The 14,036-nt window shown below is 63.3% G+C and carries 16 protein-coding genes; 6 read left to right on the top strand and 10 right to left on the bottom strand.

Features of this window, described 5'->3' with window-relative positions; all coding sequences use genetic code 11:
• Positions 1–30: 30 nt before the first annotated feature.
• The gene (locus ACK1VC_RS12335) at positions 31–312 is read right to left on the bottom strand and encodes a GNAT family N-acetyltransferase (protein ID WP_003250290.1); all 282 of its coding nucleotides are present in this window, start codon (positions 310–312) and stop codon (positions 31–33) included.
• A gap of 508 nt (positions 313–820) precedes the next feature.
• On the opposite strand from ACK1VC_RS12335, the gene oprI reads away from it, so the two are divergent.
• Entirely contained in the window at positions 821–1,072 is a 252-nt protein-coding gene (gene oprI / locus ACK1VC_RS12330; RefSeq protein WP_003259780.1) for an outer membrane lipoprotei OprI, read from the top strand.
• A gap of 132 nt (positions 1,073–1,204) precedes the next feature.
• Here oprI and ACK1VC_RS12325 read toward each other — a convergent pair whose 3' ends face one another.
• The 3 genes from ACK1VC_RS12325 to ACK1VC_RS12315 all read right to left on the bottom strand — a co-directional run bounded on the left by ACK1VC_RS12325 (position 1,205) and on the right by ACK1VC_RS12315 (position 3,250).
• Complete coding sequence (locus ACK1VC_RS12325; protein ID WP_016485901.1) at positions 1,205–2,182, bottom strand: L,D-transpeptidase family protein; 978 nt, start codon at positions 2,180–2,182, stop codon at positions 1,205–1,207.
• A 113-nt stretch (positions 2,183–2,295) separates the two neighbouring features.
• Positions 2,296–2,586, bottom strand: a complete 291-nt coding sequence (locus tag ACK1VC_RS12320; protein WP_016485900.1) for a hypothetical protein — start codon at positions 2,584–2,586, stop codon at positions 2,296–2,298.
• Between the two features lie 58 nt (positions 2,587–2,644).
• Positions 2,645–3,250: an arylesterase gene (locus ACK1VC_RS12315; RefSeq protein ID WP_016485899.1), complete on the bottom strand. Its 606-nt coding sequence runs from the start codon at positions 3,248–3,250 to the stop codon at positions 2,645–2,647.
• 10 nt (positions 3,251–3,260) lie between these two features.
• Here ACK1VC_RS12315 and ACK1VC_RS12310 point away from each other — a divergent pair, with 10 nt between their 5' ends.
• Together ACK1VC_RS12310 and ACK1VC_RS12305 are read left to right on the top strand one after the other, a co-directional pair.
• Entirely contained in the window at positions 3,261–3,944 is a 684-nt protein-coding gene (locus ACK1VC_RS12310; RefSeq protein ID WP_016485898.1) for an ABC transporter ATP-binding protein, read from the top strand.
• Positions 3,944–6,451: an ABC transporter permease gene (locus tag ACK1VC_RS12305; protein ID WP_191087469.1), complete on the top strand. Its 2,508-nt coding sequence runs from the start codon at positions 3,944–3,946 to the stop codon at positions 6,449–6,451. The genes ACK1VC_RS12310 and ACK1VC_RS12305 overlap by 1 nt, the downstream gene beginning before the upstream one ends.
• A 64-nt stretch (positions 6,452–6,515) precedes the next feature.
• Here the strand turns inward: ACK1VC_RS12305 and greB are convergent, their stop codons facing one another.
• The 3 genes from greB to ACK1VC_RS12290 form a co-directional block, all read right to left on the bottom strand.
• A complete protein-coding gene (greB, locus tag ACK1VC_RS12300) occupies positions 6,516–6,989 on the bottom strand; it encodes a transcription elongation factor GreB (protein WP_016485896.1) in 474 nt (157 codons plus the stop codon).
• A gap of 11 nt (positions 6,990–7,000) precedes the next feature.
• Positions 7,001–7,309, bottom strand: coding sequence for a hypothetical protein (locus ACK1VC_RS12295; protein ID WP_016485895.1), 309 nt, complete (start codon positions 7,307–7,309; stop codon positions 7,001–7,003).
• 211 nt (positions 7,310–7,520) lie between these two features.
• A complete protein-coding gene (locus tag ACK1VC_RS12290) occupies positions 7,521–8,927 on the bottom strand; it encodes an MltF family protein (protein ID WP_016485894.1) in 1,407 nt (468 codons plus the stop codon).
• Between the two features lie 157 nt (positions 8,928–9,084).
• On the opposite strand from ACK1VC_RS12290, the gene ACK1VC_RS12285 reads away from it, so the two are divergent.
• The 3 genes from ACK1VC_RS12285 to ACK1VC_RS12275 all read left to right on the top strand — a co-directional run bounded on the left by ACK1VC_RS12285 (position 9,085) and on the right by ACK1VC_RS12275 (position 11,914).
• Complete coding sequence (locus ACK1VC_RS12285) at positions 9,085–9,882, top strand: TatD family hydrolase (RefSeq protein ID WP_016485893.1); 798 nt, start codon at positions 9,085–9,087, stop codon at positions 9,880–9,882.
• Between the two features lie 109 nt (positions 9,883–9,991).
• The gene (locus tag ACK1VC_RS12280; protein ID WP_060518920.1) at positions 9,992–11,470 is read left to right on the top strand and encodes a methyl-accepting chemotaxis protein; all 1,479 of its coding nucleotides are present in this window, start codon (positions 9,992–9,994) and stop codon (positions 11,468–11,470) included.
• 75 nt (positions 11,471–11,545) lie between these two features.
• Entirely contained in the window at positions 11,546–11,914 is a 369-nt protein-coding gene (locus ACK1VC_RS12275; RefSeq protein WP_191087468.1) for an Mpo1-like protein, read from the top strand.
• Positions 11,915–12,050: 136 nt separating this feature from the next.
• On the opposite strand, the gene ACK1VC_RS12270 is transcribed toward ACK1VC_RS12275, so the two are convergent.
• The 3 genes from ACK1VC_RS12270 to ACK1VC_RS12260 form a co-directional block, all read right to left on the bottom strand.
• The gene (locus ACK1VC_RS12270; RefSeq protein ID WP_191087467.1) at positions 12,051–12,848 is read right to left on the bottom strand and encodes an acyl-CoA thioesterase; all 798 of its coding nucleotides are present in this window, start codon (positions 12,846–12,848) and stop codon (positions 12,051–12,053) included.
• A gap of 88 nt (positions 12,849–12,936) precedes the next feature.
• Positions 12,937–13,704, bottom strand: a complete 768-nt coding sequence (locus ACK1VC_RS12265; RefSeq protein WP_191087466.1) for a CHAD domain-containing protein — start codon at positions 13,702–13,704, stop codon at positions 12,937–12,939.
• 14 nt (positions 13,705–13,718) lie between these two features.
• On the bottom strand, positions 13,719–13,997 hold the full coding sequence (locus tag ACK1VC_RS12260) for a lipoprotein (protein WP_003250254.1): 279 nt from the start codon (positions 13,995–13,997) through the stop codon (positions 13,719–13,721).
• Positions 13,998–14,036: the final 39 nt, after the last annotated feature.

Genomic DNA, 14,036 nt, shown 5'->3' with positions numbered 1-14,036 from the left:
GTCACGCGGCCCCGCTTTTTTAGGGGTGCGTCAGGCCTTGCTCGAGTGCCGCTGCTGGCGCTCCATGTAGCGTTCCACATATGAGCAGGACGGGATCACCGTGTAGCCCATCTGTTCAGCGTACTCCAGAGCCCGCTCGGTCAGTGCGGCAGCAATGCCGCGGCCCCGCAAGGCGTTGGGCACGAAGGTGCGATAGATGTCCAGCGTCTGCTTGCCCAGATCCATGTACGTAAGATAGGCACGATGACCGTCCACGTTGGTCTCGAACTGATGACCGGCCTGGTCATGGTGGATGGTCAGCGCTTCGCTCATCACTACTCCTCGCAGGTCTTCTCGGCAGACCCATACCTTAACCGATGGTGGTTTATCCGGCGCAAAATCCTCGACGCCACCTGTTGCCCCTTCGACCTCTGGACGATTGTAATCGTTCGAAGCCTCTGGCACTCACAAGATAGTAGGCGCCGCGAATGGGATTGCTCAAGGTGGCGGTGGCTAAAAAAGGGTGAAAATGCTGAGAGCGCGACTCTTCCCTGTACGCTCAATAGCCGCCGGATGTTGTAGGGCTTAAGACGTCCAAAGACAGTTAAAGTCACCGTTAGTTCAACAAAAAAGTTCCTGTACTACAACAGCTTGGGAACCGTGCACGTTTTTTTCACGTGCGCGTCGCAAATCTTGTCGGGACGGCGTCTAGCCACATTTTTTTTGCAGTTCTTGCGCTCAGTCAGTTTACTTACTACAAGTAATGGGTACTATGTACGCCGGCCAGTTTCTCTTTCCTGAGAGATGGCTCTTTAATAGAAAGTCCTTGAAGGGGAACACGATGAACAACGTTCTGAAATTCTCTGCTCTGGCTCTGGCCGCAGTTCTGGCTACCGGTTGCAGCAGCGTATCCAAAGAAACCGAAGCTCGTCTGACTGCGACTGAAGACGCAGCAGCTCGCGCTCAAGCTCGTGCTGACGAAGCCTACCGTAAGGCTGACGACGCACTGGCAGCCGCTCAGAAGGCTCAGCAGACCGCTGACGAAGCCAACGAGCGCGCTCTGCGTATGCTGGACAAAGCCAGCCGCAAGTAATAATCCTCACGGATTGTTAAGAAGCCGACCCACTTGTGGGTCGGCTTTTTTATTGCCTGCCAGCCAGGCAAACACGCCCGACATTCACGAAAAGGCCCGCACTTAGGCGGGCCGTGATGTGTCGCAATTACCTTACTGCAGTTCAGGCGGAATGCTCGACACCATTGGCGCGCCACCCTGGGTCTCGACCGGCACGGCAATTTCTACCGGCATGCCATCTTCTGCAGCCACCACGTCACGCACCATGTCCCAGTTCATGCGCAGGTTATTGGCCAAGTCTTCACGCTTGAGCAGCGCATTGATAACTGCGGTGTGTTTGTCGACCACCGAAGGGTTACCCTGATCGTCCAGCGGCGTGTGCGCCTCCAGATAGACCTTGCCGCCGCTGATACCGAACTTGTAAGGCTCATTGATGATGCGCACCGGAGTGCCCACAGGCACCATCTTCGACAGTTCCAGCACGTTGTTGTTGAGCATCCGGAAGCAGCCGTGGCTGGTACGCATGCCAATGCCGAACTTCTTGTTCGATCCATGGATCAAGTAGCCCGGCACGCCCAAGGTAAACTTGAACGGCCCCAGCGGGTTATCAGGGCCAGCCGGTACCACAGTCGGCAGGATGTCACCGTCCGCCGCGTGCTCTTTGCGGATCGAAGCAGGTGGCGTCCAGGTCGGATTCGGCGTCTTGGCGGTGATCTTGGTGTTGGCGATCGGCGAACCCCAACCCTCACGGCCAATGCCCAGCGGGAAGGTATGCACCACGTTCTGCCCTTTCGGGTAGTAGTACAGGCGGTACTCGGCCAGGTTGATGACAATGCCTTCACGCGGGCCCGGCGGCAGGACGTAGCGGGTCGGCAGGATGATCTCGGTACCGGCGCCCGGCAGCCAAGGGTCGACACCCGGGTTAGCGGCAATCATTTCCAGGTAGCCGAGGTCGTTGGCGGTGCCGATGTCGGCGAACGTGTCCTCGTACTTTGCCTTGATCACATGCACCTGGCCGACGATGTCTTCACCGGGCGGTGGCAGTGGCAGCTCCAGCGCAGCAGCGGGGCCCGCTACCAGCAGGGCGGCCAGGGACAGGCTACGGGTGACGGCAGGAAAGCGCGGCAACATCCGGTAAATCCTTCGAAAGGTGGGTCAAGAGGATCGATTGTACACCCGCACCGATGCAAGCGGGAGGCATTGGCGCGATGCAAGCGTTTCAGATGATGAAAGGTGCGTGCCGTTCAGCTGGCTTGCAGCTCTGGCCAGACCGGGCGCATGCCGCGCCGTTGAGCGTCGAGGATGGCACGGCACAAGTCACACAGGCGGCTGTCGCGGTAGATCGCGCGCGGCACCCCTGACCAACGCGGCTGCGCTGGCAGCAGACCGCCGCACAAGGTACGGTCTACCGGCACGCCCAGCTCAAGCTGGCGGGCCACCAGGTGGACACGGATTTCCTGGCAGGCGAACAGGTCGAGCTGCTCGTCGGGCTCGATCAGTTGATAGGCATACAGGGACCAGGCAGGGCGCGGCATCGGGTGCACTCGAAACGGGGGGCGCAACATTAGCCGAAAGCCCGCCCCGTTTAAAGCATCACAGCAAGGGTTTTATCGCCGGCCAGGCATTTTCCAGCAGGCGCTGCTGGGCACCCTGGGCCGGGTGGATGCCATCGGCCTGCATCAATTCGGGCACCCCTCCTACCCCTTCGAGGAAAAACGGCACCAACGGCACCTGCATGTCCGCGGCCAGCTGCTCATACACCTTGGCAAAAGCGGTGGTATAGCGCACGCCGTAATTGGGTGGCAGGCGCATGCCCAGCAGCAGCACCTTGGCGCCGGCCTGCCGCGCGCTCCCGATCATCGAGGCAAGATTTTGTTGCAATTGCGCGGGCGGCTGCCCCCGCAGGCCATCGTTGCCGCCCAGCTCCAGCACCACCAGGTCCGGTTTATGCGCGGCAAGCAGCGCCGGAAGCCGCGCCTGGCCACCTGCGCTGGTGTCGCCACTGATTGACGCATTGATCACTTTGTCGTCGAAACCTTCGTCCTTGAGACGGGTCTGCAACAGGGTGACCCAACCCTGGCGGGTATCCAGGCCAAAACCGGCGCTGATACTATCGCCAACAACCAGCAGTGTTCCCGCCGCCGCGCTCTGGGCCAGGCAATACAGGGCCAGACCGGCACTCAACCACCACACTCGCATCGGATTCTCCATGGGCCCCAACATACTCGTTGCGCAGAACCTTAGCAAAGTGGTCCCCAGCGCGGAAGGTGACCTTACCATCCTCCACGCACTCTCCCTCGAGCTGGCCAAAGGCGACAGCCTGGCCATCGTCGGCGCCTCGGGCTCGGGCAAGTCGACCCTGCTCGGCCTACTCGCCGGCCTCGACCAGCCCAGCGCGGGCAAAGTCCTCCTCGCCGGCACCGACCTGGGGCCACTGGATGAAGACCAGCGCGCCCGGGTACGTGCCGAACATGTGGGCTTTGTGTTCCAGTCATTCCAGCTGCTCGACAGCCTGAATGCGCTGGAGAACGTGATGCTGCCACTGGAACTGGACGGCCGCCGCGACGCCCGCGAACAGGCGCGCAGCCTGCTGGAACGGGTCGGCCTGGGCAAGCGCCTGAGCCACACCCCGCGCCAACTGTCGGGCGGCGAACAGCAGCGGGTAGCCATCGCCCGCGCCTTCGCCGCGCAGCCTGCGGTGTTGTTTGCCGACGAACCCACCGGCAACCTCGACAGCCACACAGGCGAGCGCATCAGCGACTTGTTGTTTGAACTGAACAAAGAGCGCGGTACTACCCTGGTGCTGGTCACCCATGACGAACGCCTGGCCCGACGCTGCCGCCGCCAGATCCGCCTGGATGCGGGGCGCTTGGTGGCCCCGGTGGAGGCTTGATGAAACATATGCCGTTGTCCCGCCTGTACGGCCTGGCCCTGCGCCAGTTGCTACGCGACCTTCGCGCCAGCGAAGTACGCGTGCTGTTCTTCGCCCTGCTGGTGGCGGTGGCAGCCAGCACCGCCATCGGCTACTTCGGTGCACGCCTGAATGGCGCCATGCAACTGCGCGCCAGCGAATTCCTGGGCGCCGACCTGGTGCTACAGGGCAGTGCCCCCGCTCGCGAGCAACAGATCGCTACCGGCACGGCACTTGGCTTGCGCCACGCGCAGGTGATCGAGTTCACCAGTGTGGTGGGCGGCGACAACGGCATCCAGTTGTCCAGCGTCAAGGCCGCCGACGCTGCCTACCCATTGCGCGGGCAGGTACGCAGCGCACCGGCGCCCTATGCAGAGGAAATACCTGGTGGCGGCCCGGCACCTGGCGAGGCGTGGGTCGAGCCCCGCCTGTTGGCGGCGCTGGGGCTGGCGATTGGCGACAGCATCGACGTAGGCATGAAAACCCTGCGCATGAGCCGTGTGCTTACTTACGAACCGGACCGCGCCAACAACTTCTACAGCCTTACCCCAAGGGTGATGATGAACCTGGCCGACCTGGAAGCCACCGGTGTTATCCAGCCTGGCAGCCGGGTTACCTACCGCGACCTGTGGCGCGGCGATGCCGAGGCACTGACCCAATACCGCCAGGCCGTGGAAAAAGACCTGGCCGCCAACCAGCGCTTGCGCGACACACGCGATGGCAACCAGCAGATCGGTGGCGCCTTGGGCAAGGCCGAACGCTACCTGAACATGGCGAGTCTGGTGGCGGTGCTGCTGGCCGGGGTCGCCGTGGCCCTGTCGGCAAGCCGTTATGCCGCTCGGCGCCTGGATGCCAGCGCGCTGCTGCGCTGCCTGGGGCTCTCACGCCGCCAGGCACTGGGCCTGTATTGCCTGCAGTTGGCCATGCTCGGCCTGGTCGCCGCCTTTACCGGCGCCCTGCTCGGCTGGCTGGCACAGCTGGGCCTGTTCCGCTTGCTGCACGGCCTGCTGCCGAGCGTGGTGCCGGCCGGCGGCATCGTCCCTGCCCTGGCTGGCATCGGCACCGGGCTGGTTGCACTGGCCGGCTTCGCCCTGCCGCCGATTGCTGCCTTGGGCCAAGTCCCGCCACTGCGGGTGCTGCGCCGTGATCTGTTGCCGATACCACCGAGCAGCTGGTTGGTGTACGGCGCCGCACTGTTTGCCTTGGGCCTGATCATGTGGCGCCTGAGCCTTGACCTGCTGCTCACCTTCGCCCTGCTCGGTGGCGGGCTGGTCGCCGCGCTACTGCTCGGTGGCTTGCTTTTGCTCGGTTTGCGCAGCCTGCGCCGGCTGTTGGCCGGCGCACCACTGGCCTGGCGCCTGGGGCTGGGCCAGTTGCTGCGCCACCCCACGGCAGCCGCCGGCCAGGCCTTGGCCTTCGGCCTGATCCTGCTCGCCATGGGGTTGGTCGCCCTGCTACGCGCAGAACTGCTCGACACCTGGCAAGCTCAGTTGCCAAAGGATGCCCCCAACCATTTCGCCCTGAACATCCTGCCGGATGACCGTGAACCGTTCGCTGAACGGCTGCATCAGGTCAATGCCACTTCAGCACCGCTATACCCGGTAACGCCCGGGCGCCTGGTGCAAATCAACCAGCAACCGGTACAGCAAATCGTCAGCAAGGATTCGGCGGGTGAGCGCGCCGTGCAGCGCGACCTCAGCCTGACCTGGGCCGCCGAGCTGCCCGAAGGCAATGCACTGACCGCCGGCAACTGGTGGCAAGCCTTGCCCGCCGACGACGAGACCCCTGGCGTTTCGGTGGAGGCCGAGCTGGCCAGCAGCCTGAAGCTTAAAATGGGCGACCTGCTGACCTTCGACATCGGCGGCCAGCAGCGCCAAGCGCGGGTCAGCAGCCTTCGCAGCGTGCACTGGGACAGCTTCCAGCCAAACTTCTACATGATCTTCCAGCCCGGCACGCTGCAGGGGCTACCGACCACCTACCTGACCAGCTTCTATCTGGCGCCGGGCCACGACCTGGACGTGGTGGCGCTGTCACGGGCATTCCCGGCAGTGACCATCTTGCAGGTGGATGCCTTGCTCGACCAACTGCGCAGCATCCTCGCCCAGGTGACCCTGGCAGTGGAGTATGTACTGGTCTTTGTGCTGGCTGCCGGGCTGGCGGTGCTGTTTGCCGGTTTGCAGGCAACGCTGGATGAACGCATTCGCCAGGGTGCCTTGCTCCGTGCGCTGGGGGCCGGGCGGCCATTGCTGGTCAAGGCACGGCGTATCGAGTTCGGCTTGCTGGGGGCAACCAGCGGATTGTTGGCCGCAGTGGGCTGTGAACTGATTACCCTGGTGCTGTACCGCTATGCCTTCGACTTGCAGTGGAGCCCGCACCCGTGGCTGCTGGCGTTGCCGCTGGCGGGGGCGCTGCTGGTGGGCGGTGCCGGAGTACTGGGCACGCGGCGGGCGTTGAATGCCAGCCCGTTGACGGTGTTGCGCGAGGGTTGAGGGTTACCTGCAGCGGCCTCTTCGCGGGCATGCCCGCGAAGAGGCCGGTGCAGGTAACATCAATTTATTGGCCGTAACTGATGCTGTTGACATACCAGGTCGCTTCACCGGTAGGCGTGTGCACCACTACCTCATCGCCCTCCTCCTTCTTGAGCAAGGCGCGCGCCATGGGCGAGTCGATCGAGATGTAATCGTTGCGCCCGTAGATCTCGTCATAGCCGACAATGCGAAATTTCATGGTCTCGCCATCGTCATTCTCGACTTCGACCCAGGCACCAAAAAATACCTTGCCTTCCTGCTGAGGCGAGTAGGCCACCACTTTTACATCTTCAAGACGCTTGCGCAGGTAACGCACCCGGCGGTCGATTTCGCGCAACAGCTTCTTGTTGTACTGATAGTCGGCATTCTCGCTGCGGTCGCCCAGCGACGCGGCCCAGGCAACCTTCTGGGTGATCTCCGGGCGATATACCCGCCACAGGTGGTCCAGTTCTTTCTTCAGCGCCTCATGGCCTTGCGTGGTGATGATGTTGGTACTCAACAGCGCACTCCTCAGCGGCGGGTAATAAGGCCTTGGCGCGCGATGCGGGTGAGGTGGCCAATGACTTCTGCGGCCTCGCCCGGCGCCGGGGCCTGAATTACGGCCAGGTCGAAACGGTCATTGCCGTATTGCGCCAGGTGGCAGCCGATTTCAGCGAACTGGATCAGAAAGGCACGCGCCTGGCCCTTGCGCCGGGACAGGCCTTCGAGATGACGCAAAAGGGTGGGCTGATGCTGACCACCGAGCAGAATGCGCGGTGTGCGGGTGGCCTGGCTGGCAGGCAAAGGGCTCAAACAGACACTGGTACGTGGACAACTCATGGAGCTTCTCTCCGCCTCGCGAATCCCGCTGGGCAGCGGTGGGAGGCGTCACCGAACCAGCGCTTTAGCGGTATTTCGGATGGCCCGGAGGTGGGGCTTTCCTGCGCCCCGCAAGTAGCTGTTTAAATCGGCGCAGGCGGTATGCTAGAGCGATGAGCTACAAGTTGCAAGCTGCAAGCTGCAAGCAAAAGCACGCCAGCAAAATCATTTATCAACGCTTCGCTACGCGCTCCAGCACGGCCCGCTCGCGGTTGAATGCCAAAAAGTACTTGTTGACACTGTTGACGAAGTTGACCGGCCCCATGCCTACCTGCTCCATGGCGATGCGTTCGGTCTGGAAGAACCACTGATTGCCGTTAAGGCCGCGCCGCCGGGCTTCGGCGCGCATGGCCTGAACGCGCTCGGGGCCGAGGTTGTAAGCCGCCAGCACAAAGGCCATGCGCTCACGCTCGTTGATTCTGGGGCTGGCAAAGAACTTACGCCGAATCAGGGCCAGGTAGCGTGCGCTGGCCTGTACATTGCCATCTACCGTGGCGGTGTTGCTTACCCCCACGCGCTGGGCCGCCGAAGGGGTAATCTGCATCAGGCCATGGGCACCGCCCGTGCCGCGTGCGGCCGGGTTGAGCGTCGATTCCTTGAAAGCCAGCGCCGCCAGGTTGAGCCAGTCGATCTGCTGCGCCTGACCATGCTTCTGCAGCACTGCCCGCACCGAGGCCAGCCGCTGGCGGTCCTTGCTGGCCAATGGGTTGTGCACCCGGTACTGGCGCCGGTAGATGCGCTCGAACGCGGCATCCTGATTGTCTGGCGCGCGGTAACCTCGCAGAAAGTGATCGACCGTGGCCAACAGCTGCGGCGCATCGCGCCCCACATACCAGCGCATGGCTTGCGGTGGCCCCAGGCGCACACGGCTGTCCAGCCGCAGGCGCGGCATAACCCGCGCCCAGCGCCGGGCAATCGGCTGTTCGACAACGGTAAGGTGGTAGATGCCTGCCTGCACCATTTCCAGTACATCCTCCACCGCCAACGTGGAGTCAACCCACTCCACCTTGATCGGCGGCCGCTTGCGCAGCGCCAGTTGCTGGTTGACCTGCTGGATCAGCGGGCCGGCGGCACTCGCGCTGGTCAAGGCCACGGTACGCCCGGACAGCTGTTCGACCTTGCTGAAGCTTCGCTCGCCTTTGCGCCCCACCAGCGTCAACGGCACCTGGTCGAGTATCGGCGCAGTGCTGCTGACGCCGCGTACCGTGCCAGGGTCGAGCAGCTCGCCCGGCGCAGCCAGGTCACCCTCCCCGCGGGCCAGAGCGCCCAGCAACTGCTCCTTGGCACGTGGGATGAGCTTTAGCTGGATCTGCTGGTCGTCCGCGTTGCGGGCATTGAGGTAATGCTCCAGGGCACGCAGGCGATAGTACTCGATGCCAACTGGCTCGCCCTTGACCTCGCCAGAGCTGTTACGGCTCTGGTTGACCAGCACCCGCAGCACTTTGCTGGTGCGAACCTGCTGCAAGTCACGCACCTTGGCGGGTGGTATGTTCTGCTGCGGCCCCGGCGCGCGCGCCTGGGCCGGGCCGGTCAGGGTCAGGCCCAGCGTCAGCAGAAAAACAAGCCAGCATCGCAGCATGCCAAAACGTGTCCGTGGTGGTTGGGCGGTATCCATGGGTTGAACCGCCAAGTGAGAAATGACGGTAAAAGACCACGGCAACAGCATGAAGTTCTTGGTTTTTTCAGAAAAACGCGGATTTTGCTATGCTGGCCGCCCCGCGGCACGAGATAGCACCATGCAACTGATCGATATCGGCGTCAACCTGACGAACAGCAGTTTCCACGACCAGCAGGCGGCAATCGTCGAGCGCGCCCTTGAGGCCGGGGTCACACAAATGGTGCTGACAGGCACCAGCCTGGCAGTCAGTGAACAGGCGCTGGAGCTGTGCCAGCAGTTGGATGCAAGCGGTGCGCACCTGTTCGCCACAGCGGGCGTGCACCCCCACGATGCCAAGTCCTGGGATGCCGGCAGCGAGCGCCAGTTACGCCAGTTGTTGAATGAGCCGCGCGTGCGCGCCGTGGGCGAATGCGGCCTGGATTTCAACCGCGACTTCTCCCCTCGCCCACTGCAGGAACAAGCCCTGGAAGCCCAGTTGGCGCTGGCCGCAGAGCTGCGCCTGCCGGTGTTCCTGCACGAGCGCGACGCCAGCGAGCGCTTGCTTTCGATCCTCAAGCATTACCGCGACCACTTGAGCGGCGCGGTGGTGCACTGCTTTACCGGCGAGCGCGAGGCGCTGTTCGCCTATCTGGACATGGACCTGCACATTGGCATTACCGGCTGGATCTGCGATGAACGCCGTGGCACCCACCTGCATCCACTGGTAGGCAACATTGCCGAAGGGCGGCTGATGCTGGAGAGCGATGCCCCCTACCTGCTGCCACGCAGCCTGCGGCCCAAGCCGAAGAATGGGCGCAACGAGCCAGCATTTCTGCCGGAGGTGTTGCGCGAAGTGGCGCTGCATCGGGGCGAATCGGTCGAGCACACGGCGGCGCATACCACCGCAACGGCGCGGGCGTTTTTCCGGCTCCCCTGAGCCCTGTGCGCGGGCTGTTGATATGGGTCAACATCTGGCTGAGTAGATGCAGGCACAATGATGGCACCTTGCGAATACTGTTTCCGCTCAACTCAGAGAAGACCTGCCCATGGGTGCCTGGCTTAGCAATGTTTCCCTGAAGTACAAATTCTGGGCCGTCAATGCGGTGGCCTTTGTCACGACCCTGCTGCTGGTGCTCTACGCCGTACACCTTGAGCAACGCGCCCGCGCCGAAGCGGCGCAGGCGCAGGCGGCAGCGCAAGCCCAGCTGCTGGCTGCCTGGCCTGCCGGGCAAGCATTGCCACGCACGGCCAACGTCATCAGCTGGTCGGCCGGGCAGACGCCGATTTTCGCCGGTGAAGCGCTCGATAGCCTGCGCAGCGGCCAAGGTTGGGTCGAGCTGCCGAGCGCCTGGATCCTCGGCGAAAACCCGTTGCGCGGTGCGCAGGTCTTGCGCAACGGCGACCAGCAGGTGGCCGTACTGGCGCAGTCGCCAAGCCTGCGTCAGGTATTTTTCGACCGCTTCAGCAACTACGCGGTGTGCGTCCTGATCCTGATGCTGGCCATGCTCGGCGCCTCGCAGTTGCTGATCCGCTTCCTGCTCAGCCAGCTCAATACGTTGAAGGATGTGATGCTGCACGTGGAAAAGACCGGCGACCTTGCTGCCCGTGTGCCGCTGGCCTGCGGCGACGAGGTCGGCCAGATGGCCGGCGCCTTCAATGCCATGCAGGCCACCTACCACCGCGTGGTCAGCACCGTCGCCCACACTGCGGCACAGCTGGACTCGGGCGCCGCACGCCTGGCCGCCAGCATGAGCAACGTCCGCCACGGCATGCTCGGCCAGCAGAGCGAGACTGATCAGGCCGCCACCGCCATCAACGAAATGTCGGCGACGGTGCACCATATTGCCCAGCATGCCGGTGCCACCCGTGACCTGTCACAAACCGCCGACACCTTGGCCGGCAGCGGCCAAGAGGTGGTCAGCCGGGTGCAGGATTCGATTTCCGGGCTTTCCAGCGGTGTTCAGCAAACCGCTGAAATGATTCGCCAACTGGCTGACGACAGCCAGAAAATCAACAGCGTGGTCGGTGTGATCCACAGCATCGCCGAGCAGACCAACCTGTTGGCGCTCAACGCGGCCATCGAAGCGGCGCGCGCCGGGGATCTGGGCCGCGGCTTTGCTGTGGTGGCCGATGAGGTACGTAACCTGGCCAAGCGCGTGCAAACCTCAACCGACGAAATCACCACCATGGTCTCTGCCCTGCAATCAGGCACCCGCGATGCCGTGGAATTCATGCAGGAAAGCTCGTTCAAGGCAGACGATTGCGTGCGCCAGGCCAAGGAGGCCGGCGAAGCACTGGCCGAGATTACCGGAGCTGTGGCGCAAATGCGCGAAAGCAATACCCAGATTGCCGTGGCGGCCGAGCAGCAAAGCCAGGTGGCCGAGGAAATGAACCGGGCGGTGGTGAGCATCCGCGATGTCACCGAACAGACCGTGCAGCAGACGGTGGGCTCGGCGAATACCAGTAGCGAATTGGCGACCCTGGCCGGCGAACTGAACAGGGCCATTGGCCAGCTCAAGCTATAGTCGCCATAGCCTGCCTCGATTGGCCTGCGCCCGGCAACCGCACTAGACTTTGGGCATGACCGAGAGGAATTGCCCATGAGCAAACGCCTGCCCAACCTGCCCGCCTGGCAATGGCGCGGCTATCACAATAACCACCGTCACCCCGCCAATCTGGTGCTGCACCTGATTGCGGTACCGCTGTTCATTCTCGGCGCGCTGCTGATTCTGTCGGGGCTGTTCGCCCTGGACCTGGGGCAGATTGCCGTTGGCGTGATCGCCCTGATTGCCGGCCTTGGCTTACAGCGCCATGGCCATCGCCTAGAGGCCGAACAACCTGAGCCGTTCGCCAATCGCCAGGATGCCGTGCAGCGTTTGCTGACAGAGCAGTTCATTACCTTTCCGCGCTTTCTGCTGAGCGGGGCCTGGTGGAAGGCCTGGCGGGAGCGGCACAAACACCGCCATTGATGCCATGGGGCTGCTTTGCAGCCCAATCGCGACGCAAGGCCGCTCCCACAGGAATCACGCGCAATCTGAAAATTGCGAGATCCTTGTGGGAGCGGCCTTGTGTCGCGAAAGGAGCGCGCAGCGCTCCCAAGATTGATCAGGCAAACACGGTCACAGTCTGTCGGCTCAGGGCAAGCAATTCGCCTTCCGCCGTCCACAACGCCGCCGCAGCATGCCCATAACCCTCCCGCGCATGCTCGGTCTCCACGCAGTAGCGGCACCAGTCCAGGGTCGACAGCTTCGCCGTGGGCTGAATGAACTCGATGGTCCAGGTCAGGGTGCTGCCTGCTGCGGGCTGTTTGAGAAAGGGCATCAGGCTGGGTGGCCAGGCATCGACCAACGCCAGCAAATGCGCCTCATTGACCTGTTCTTCAGCCACATCGCGCAAGCGCACCCAACCGCCCATCTTGCGCGACTGATTGCCACTGAATGGCAACCCACCCACTGCCCAGCGCAAGGCCACGTGCCGCATGAACTCCGGAGTAACGCCTTTGATATACGGCAACTCGGGCGCTGCGTCATCGAGTGCTGGCATTTCCATCGCCGGTAACGCTGGCACCTCGACCACCGAAGGCCGGCCTGCACCGAAATTACCCTGCACCAGGGTCACCACCTGGCCATCCTGCACGGCGCGGCCGAGCAATGTGCTGACCGCCTTGCCTTCGCGCAGCACCTCCACTTCGAAACGGATTGGCACATCGGCAGCAGCAGGCGCGACGAAACTGATGGCCAGCGAGCGCACAGGGCGGCTGTCGGACAGTTTCAGGCACATGGCCTCATAAACCATGGCCGCCATGAGGCCGCCAAAGGCGGCGCGACCCTGGGCCCAGCCAGGCGGGATAATGACGGCATCCGGATTGGCCCGCACGGCGTCAAGCAGTTGGTTGAAGTTCATTGGCTGGCTCCTGCCCACAGCGATAAGGTCTGCCCATCGTAGCCAGCAAACTCCAGGCGATCAGCCCGCATATCGGTCAATGTTCGGGCTAGCGACGCGCCAGCGCGCGCAGCAGGGCATCCAGCGTCACATCCGCCGTGCGTTCCGCCTCGTGCAGTTCCTGCTCCCACGCGGCCTTGCAAGGGGCCAGGTCAGCATGGTCGCGTGCCTGCAGCAACCACTGCAGGCGGTCATGCCAGCCGCCCAGGTCTGCCTGTGCCTTTTTCAGCAGGCGCTGCAGTTTTTTCCCGGCATGGTCGAGCTGCGGGTAGGCTTCGTCGCCATAGCGCGCACGCTTGATCAGCAAGCGCAGGCGGTGGCGGTCGTGAGCAGGGTCTTGCAGGGCTTCGTGCAGCCTACGCCACTGCTTGACCAGGCGCTTGTCAATGCGCTTGTCCAGCGACTTGACCAGCCCCTCACGGCCTGCCGCCCGCAAGAACAACGGAAACGCGTCCACAATCGCCAGCACCCGGGTCAGTTGCGGGCTGGCAGCCACACTGGCAAAGGTCCTGCCACGCCCTTCCAGGCGCCGCTGCCCTGCTGCAGTATGGCCGCGCCCGATCAGCTCCACTGCCAGCACCTCGCGGTCACGCAATGGCGTGGTCAGGGTACCCAACGCGCTGGCGGCCTCCTCCAACTGCTCCACACCAGGCAGCCCGCGCAGGGGCCTCAGCAGGCTGCGCAAGCGCCGCAGGCTGATGCGCAGGTCGTGCAAGGCCTCGCTGTCAGTATCAGCGGCCAGGCGTTCCCGGCAAGCCAGCAGCCGCACCTGCACCGCCAGGGTCTGTGCAACGACATGGTCTAGCATGGCAGACATACGACGCTCCTCGGTCAGCGCCCAGCGCGCGACTCACGAATGTAGAAGCGCGCCTTTTCGGCTTTGCGCGTGCAGCTTTCATAACCTTCGAACTGCTGCTGGGTCTTGGCCCCGGTCAACAGCGACAAAGCCTTGGAGTAACTGACAGCACCGGCAAAGCCTTCGGCCTTGGCCAGGTCCAATTCCTTCCAGGCGGCATCCAGCTGGGTCGCGCAGCTGTCACGGTAGGCCGTCTTGCCTGCGCAGCCAGCAAGGGCCAAGGCAATCAGTGGAAGGCAGATCCAGGCTTTCATCAGTAATACCTCAATGGAAAAAACAGTGGCTGTTCGACG

The organism is Pseudomonas sp. XP2 (assembly GCF_053557975.1).
Note: the sequence above shows the minus strand (reverse complement) of the source record. Positions and strands in the feature narration are given on the sequence as shown.

Coding starts and splice junctions, on each gene's coding strand:
- ACK1VC_RS12335 (WP_003250290.1), bottom strand. CDS start 312: ATGAGCGAAGCGCTGACCATCCACCATGACCAGGCCGGTCATCAGTTC.
- oprI (WP_003259780.1), top strand. CDS start 821: ATGAACAACGTTCTGAAATTCTCTGCTCTGGCTCTGGCCGCAGTTCTG.
- ACK1VC_RS12325 (WP_016485901.1), bottom strand. CDS start 2,182: ATGTTGCCGCGCTTTCCTGCCGTCACCCGTAGCCTGTCCCTGGCCGCC.
- ACK1VC_RS12320 (WP_016485900.1), bottom strand. CDS start 2,586: ATGCCGCGCCCTGCCTGGTCCCTGTATGCCTATCAACTGATCGAGCCC.
- ACK1VC_RS12315 (WP_016485899.1), bottom strand. CDS start 3,250: ATGCGAGTGTGGTGGTTGAGTGCCGGTCTGGCCCTGTATTGCCTGGCC.
- ACK1VC_RS12310 (WP_016485898.1), top strand. CDS start 3,261: ATGGGCCCCAACATACTCGTTGCGCAGAACCTTAGCAAAGTGGTCCCC.
- ACK1VC_RS12305 (WP_191087469.1), top strand. CDS start 3,944: ATGAAACATATGCCGTTGTCCCGCCTGTACGGCCTGGCCCTGCGCCAG.
- ACK1VC_RS12295 (WP_016485895.1), bottom strand. CDS start 7,309: ATGAGTTGTCCACGTACCAGTGTCTGTTTGAGCCCTTTGCCTGCCAGC.
- ACK1VC_RS12290 (WP_016485894.1), bottom strand. CDS start 8,927: ATGCTGCGATGCTGGCTTGTTTTTCTGCTGACGCTGGGCCTGACCCTG.
- ACK1VC_RS12285 (WP_016485893.1), top strand. CDS start 9,085: ATGCAACTGATCGATATCGGCGTCAACCTGACGAACAGCAGTTTCCAC.
- ACK1VC_RS12280 (WP_060518920.1), top strand. CDS start 9,992: ATGGGTGCCTGGCTTAGCAATGTTTCCCTGAAGTACAAATTCTGGGCC.
- ACK1VC_RS12275 (WP_191087468.1), top strand. CDS start 11,546: ATGAGCAAACGCCTGCCCAACCTGCCCGCCTGGCAATGGCGCGGCTAT.
- ACK1VC_RS12270 (WP_191087467.1), bottom strand. CDS start 12,848: ATGAACTTCAACCAACTGCTTGACGCCGTGCGGGCCAATCCGGATGCC.
- ACK1VC_RS12265 (WP_191087466.1), bottom strand. CDS start 13,704: ATGTCTGCCATGCTAGACCATGTCGTTGCACAGACCCTGGCGGTGCAG.
- ACK1VC_RS12260 (WP_003250254.1), bottom strand. CDS start 13,997: ATGAAAGCCTGGATCTGCCTTCCACTGATTGCCTTGGCCCTTGCTGGC.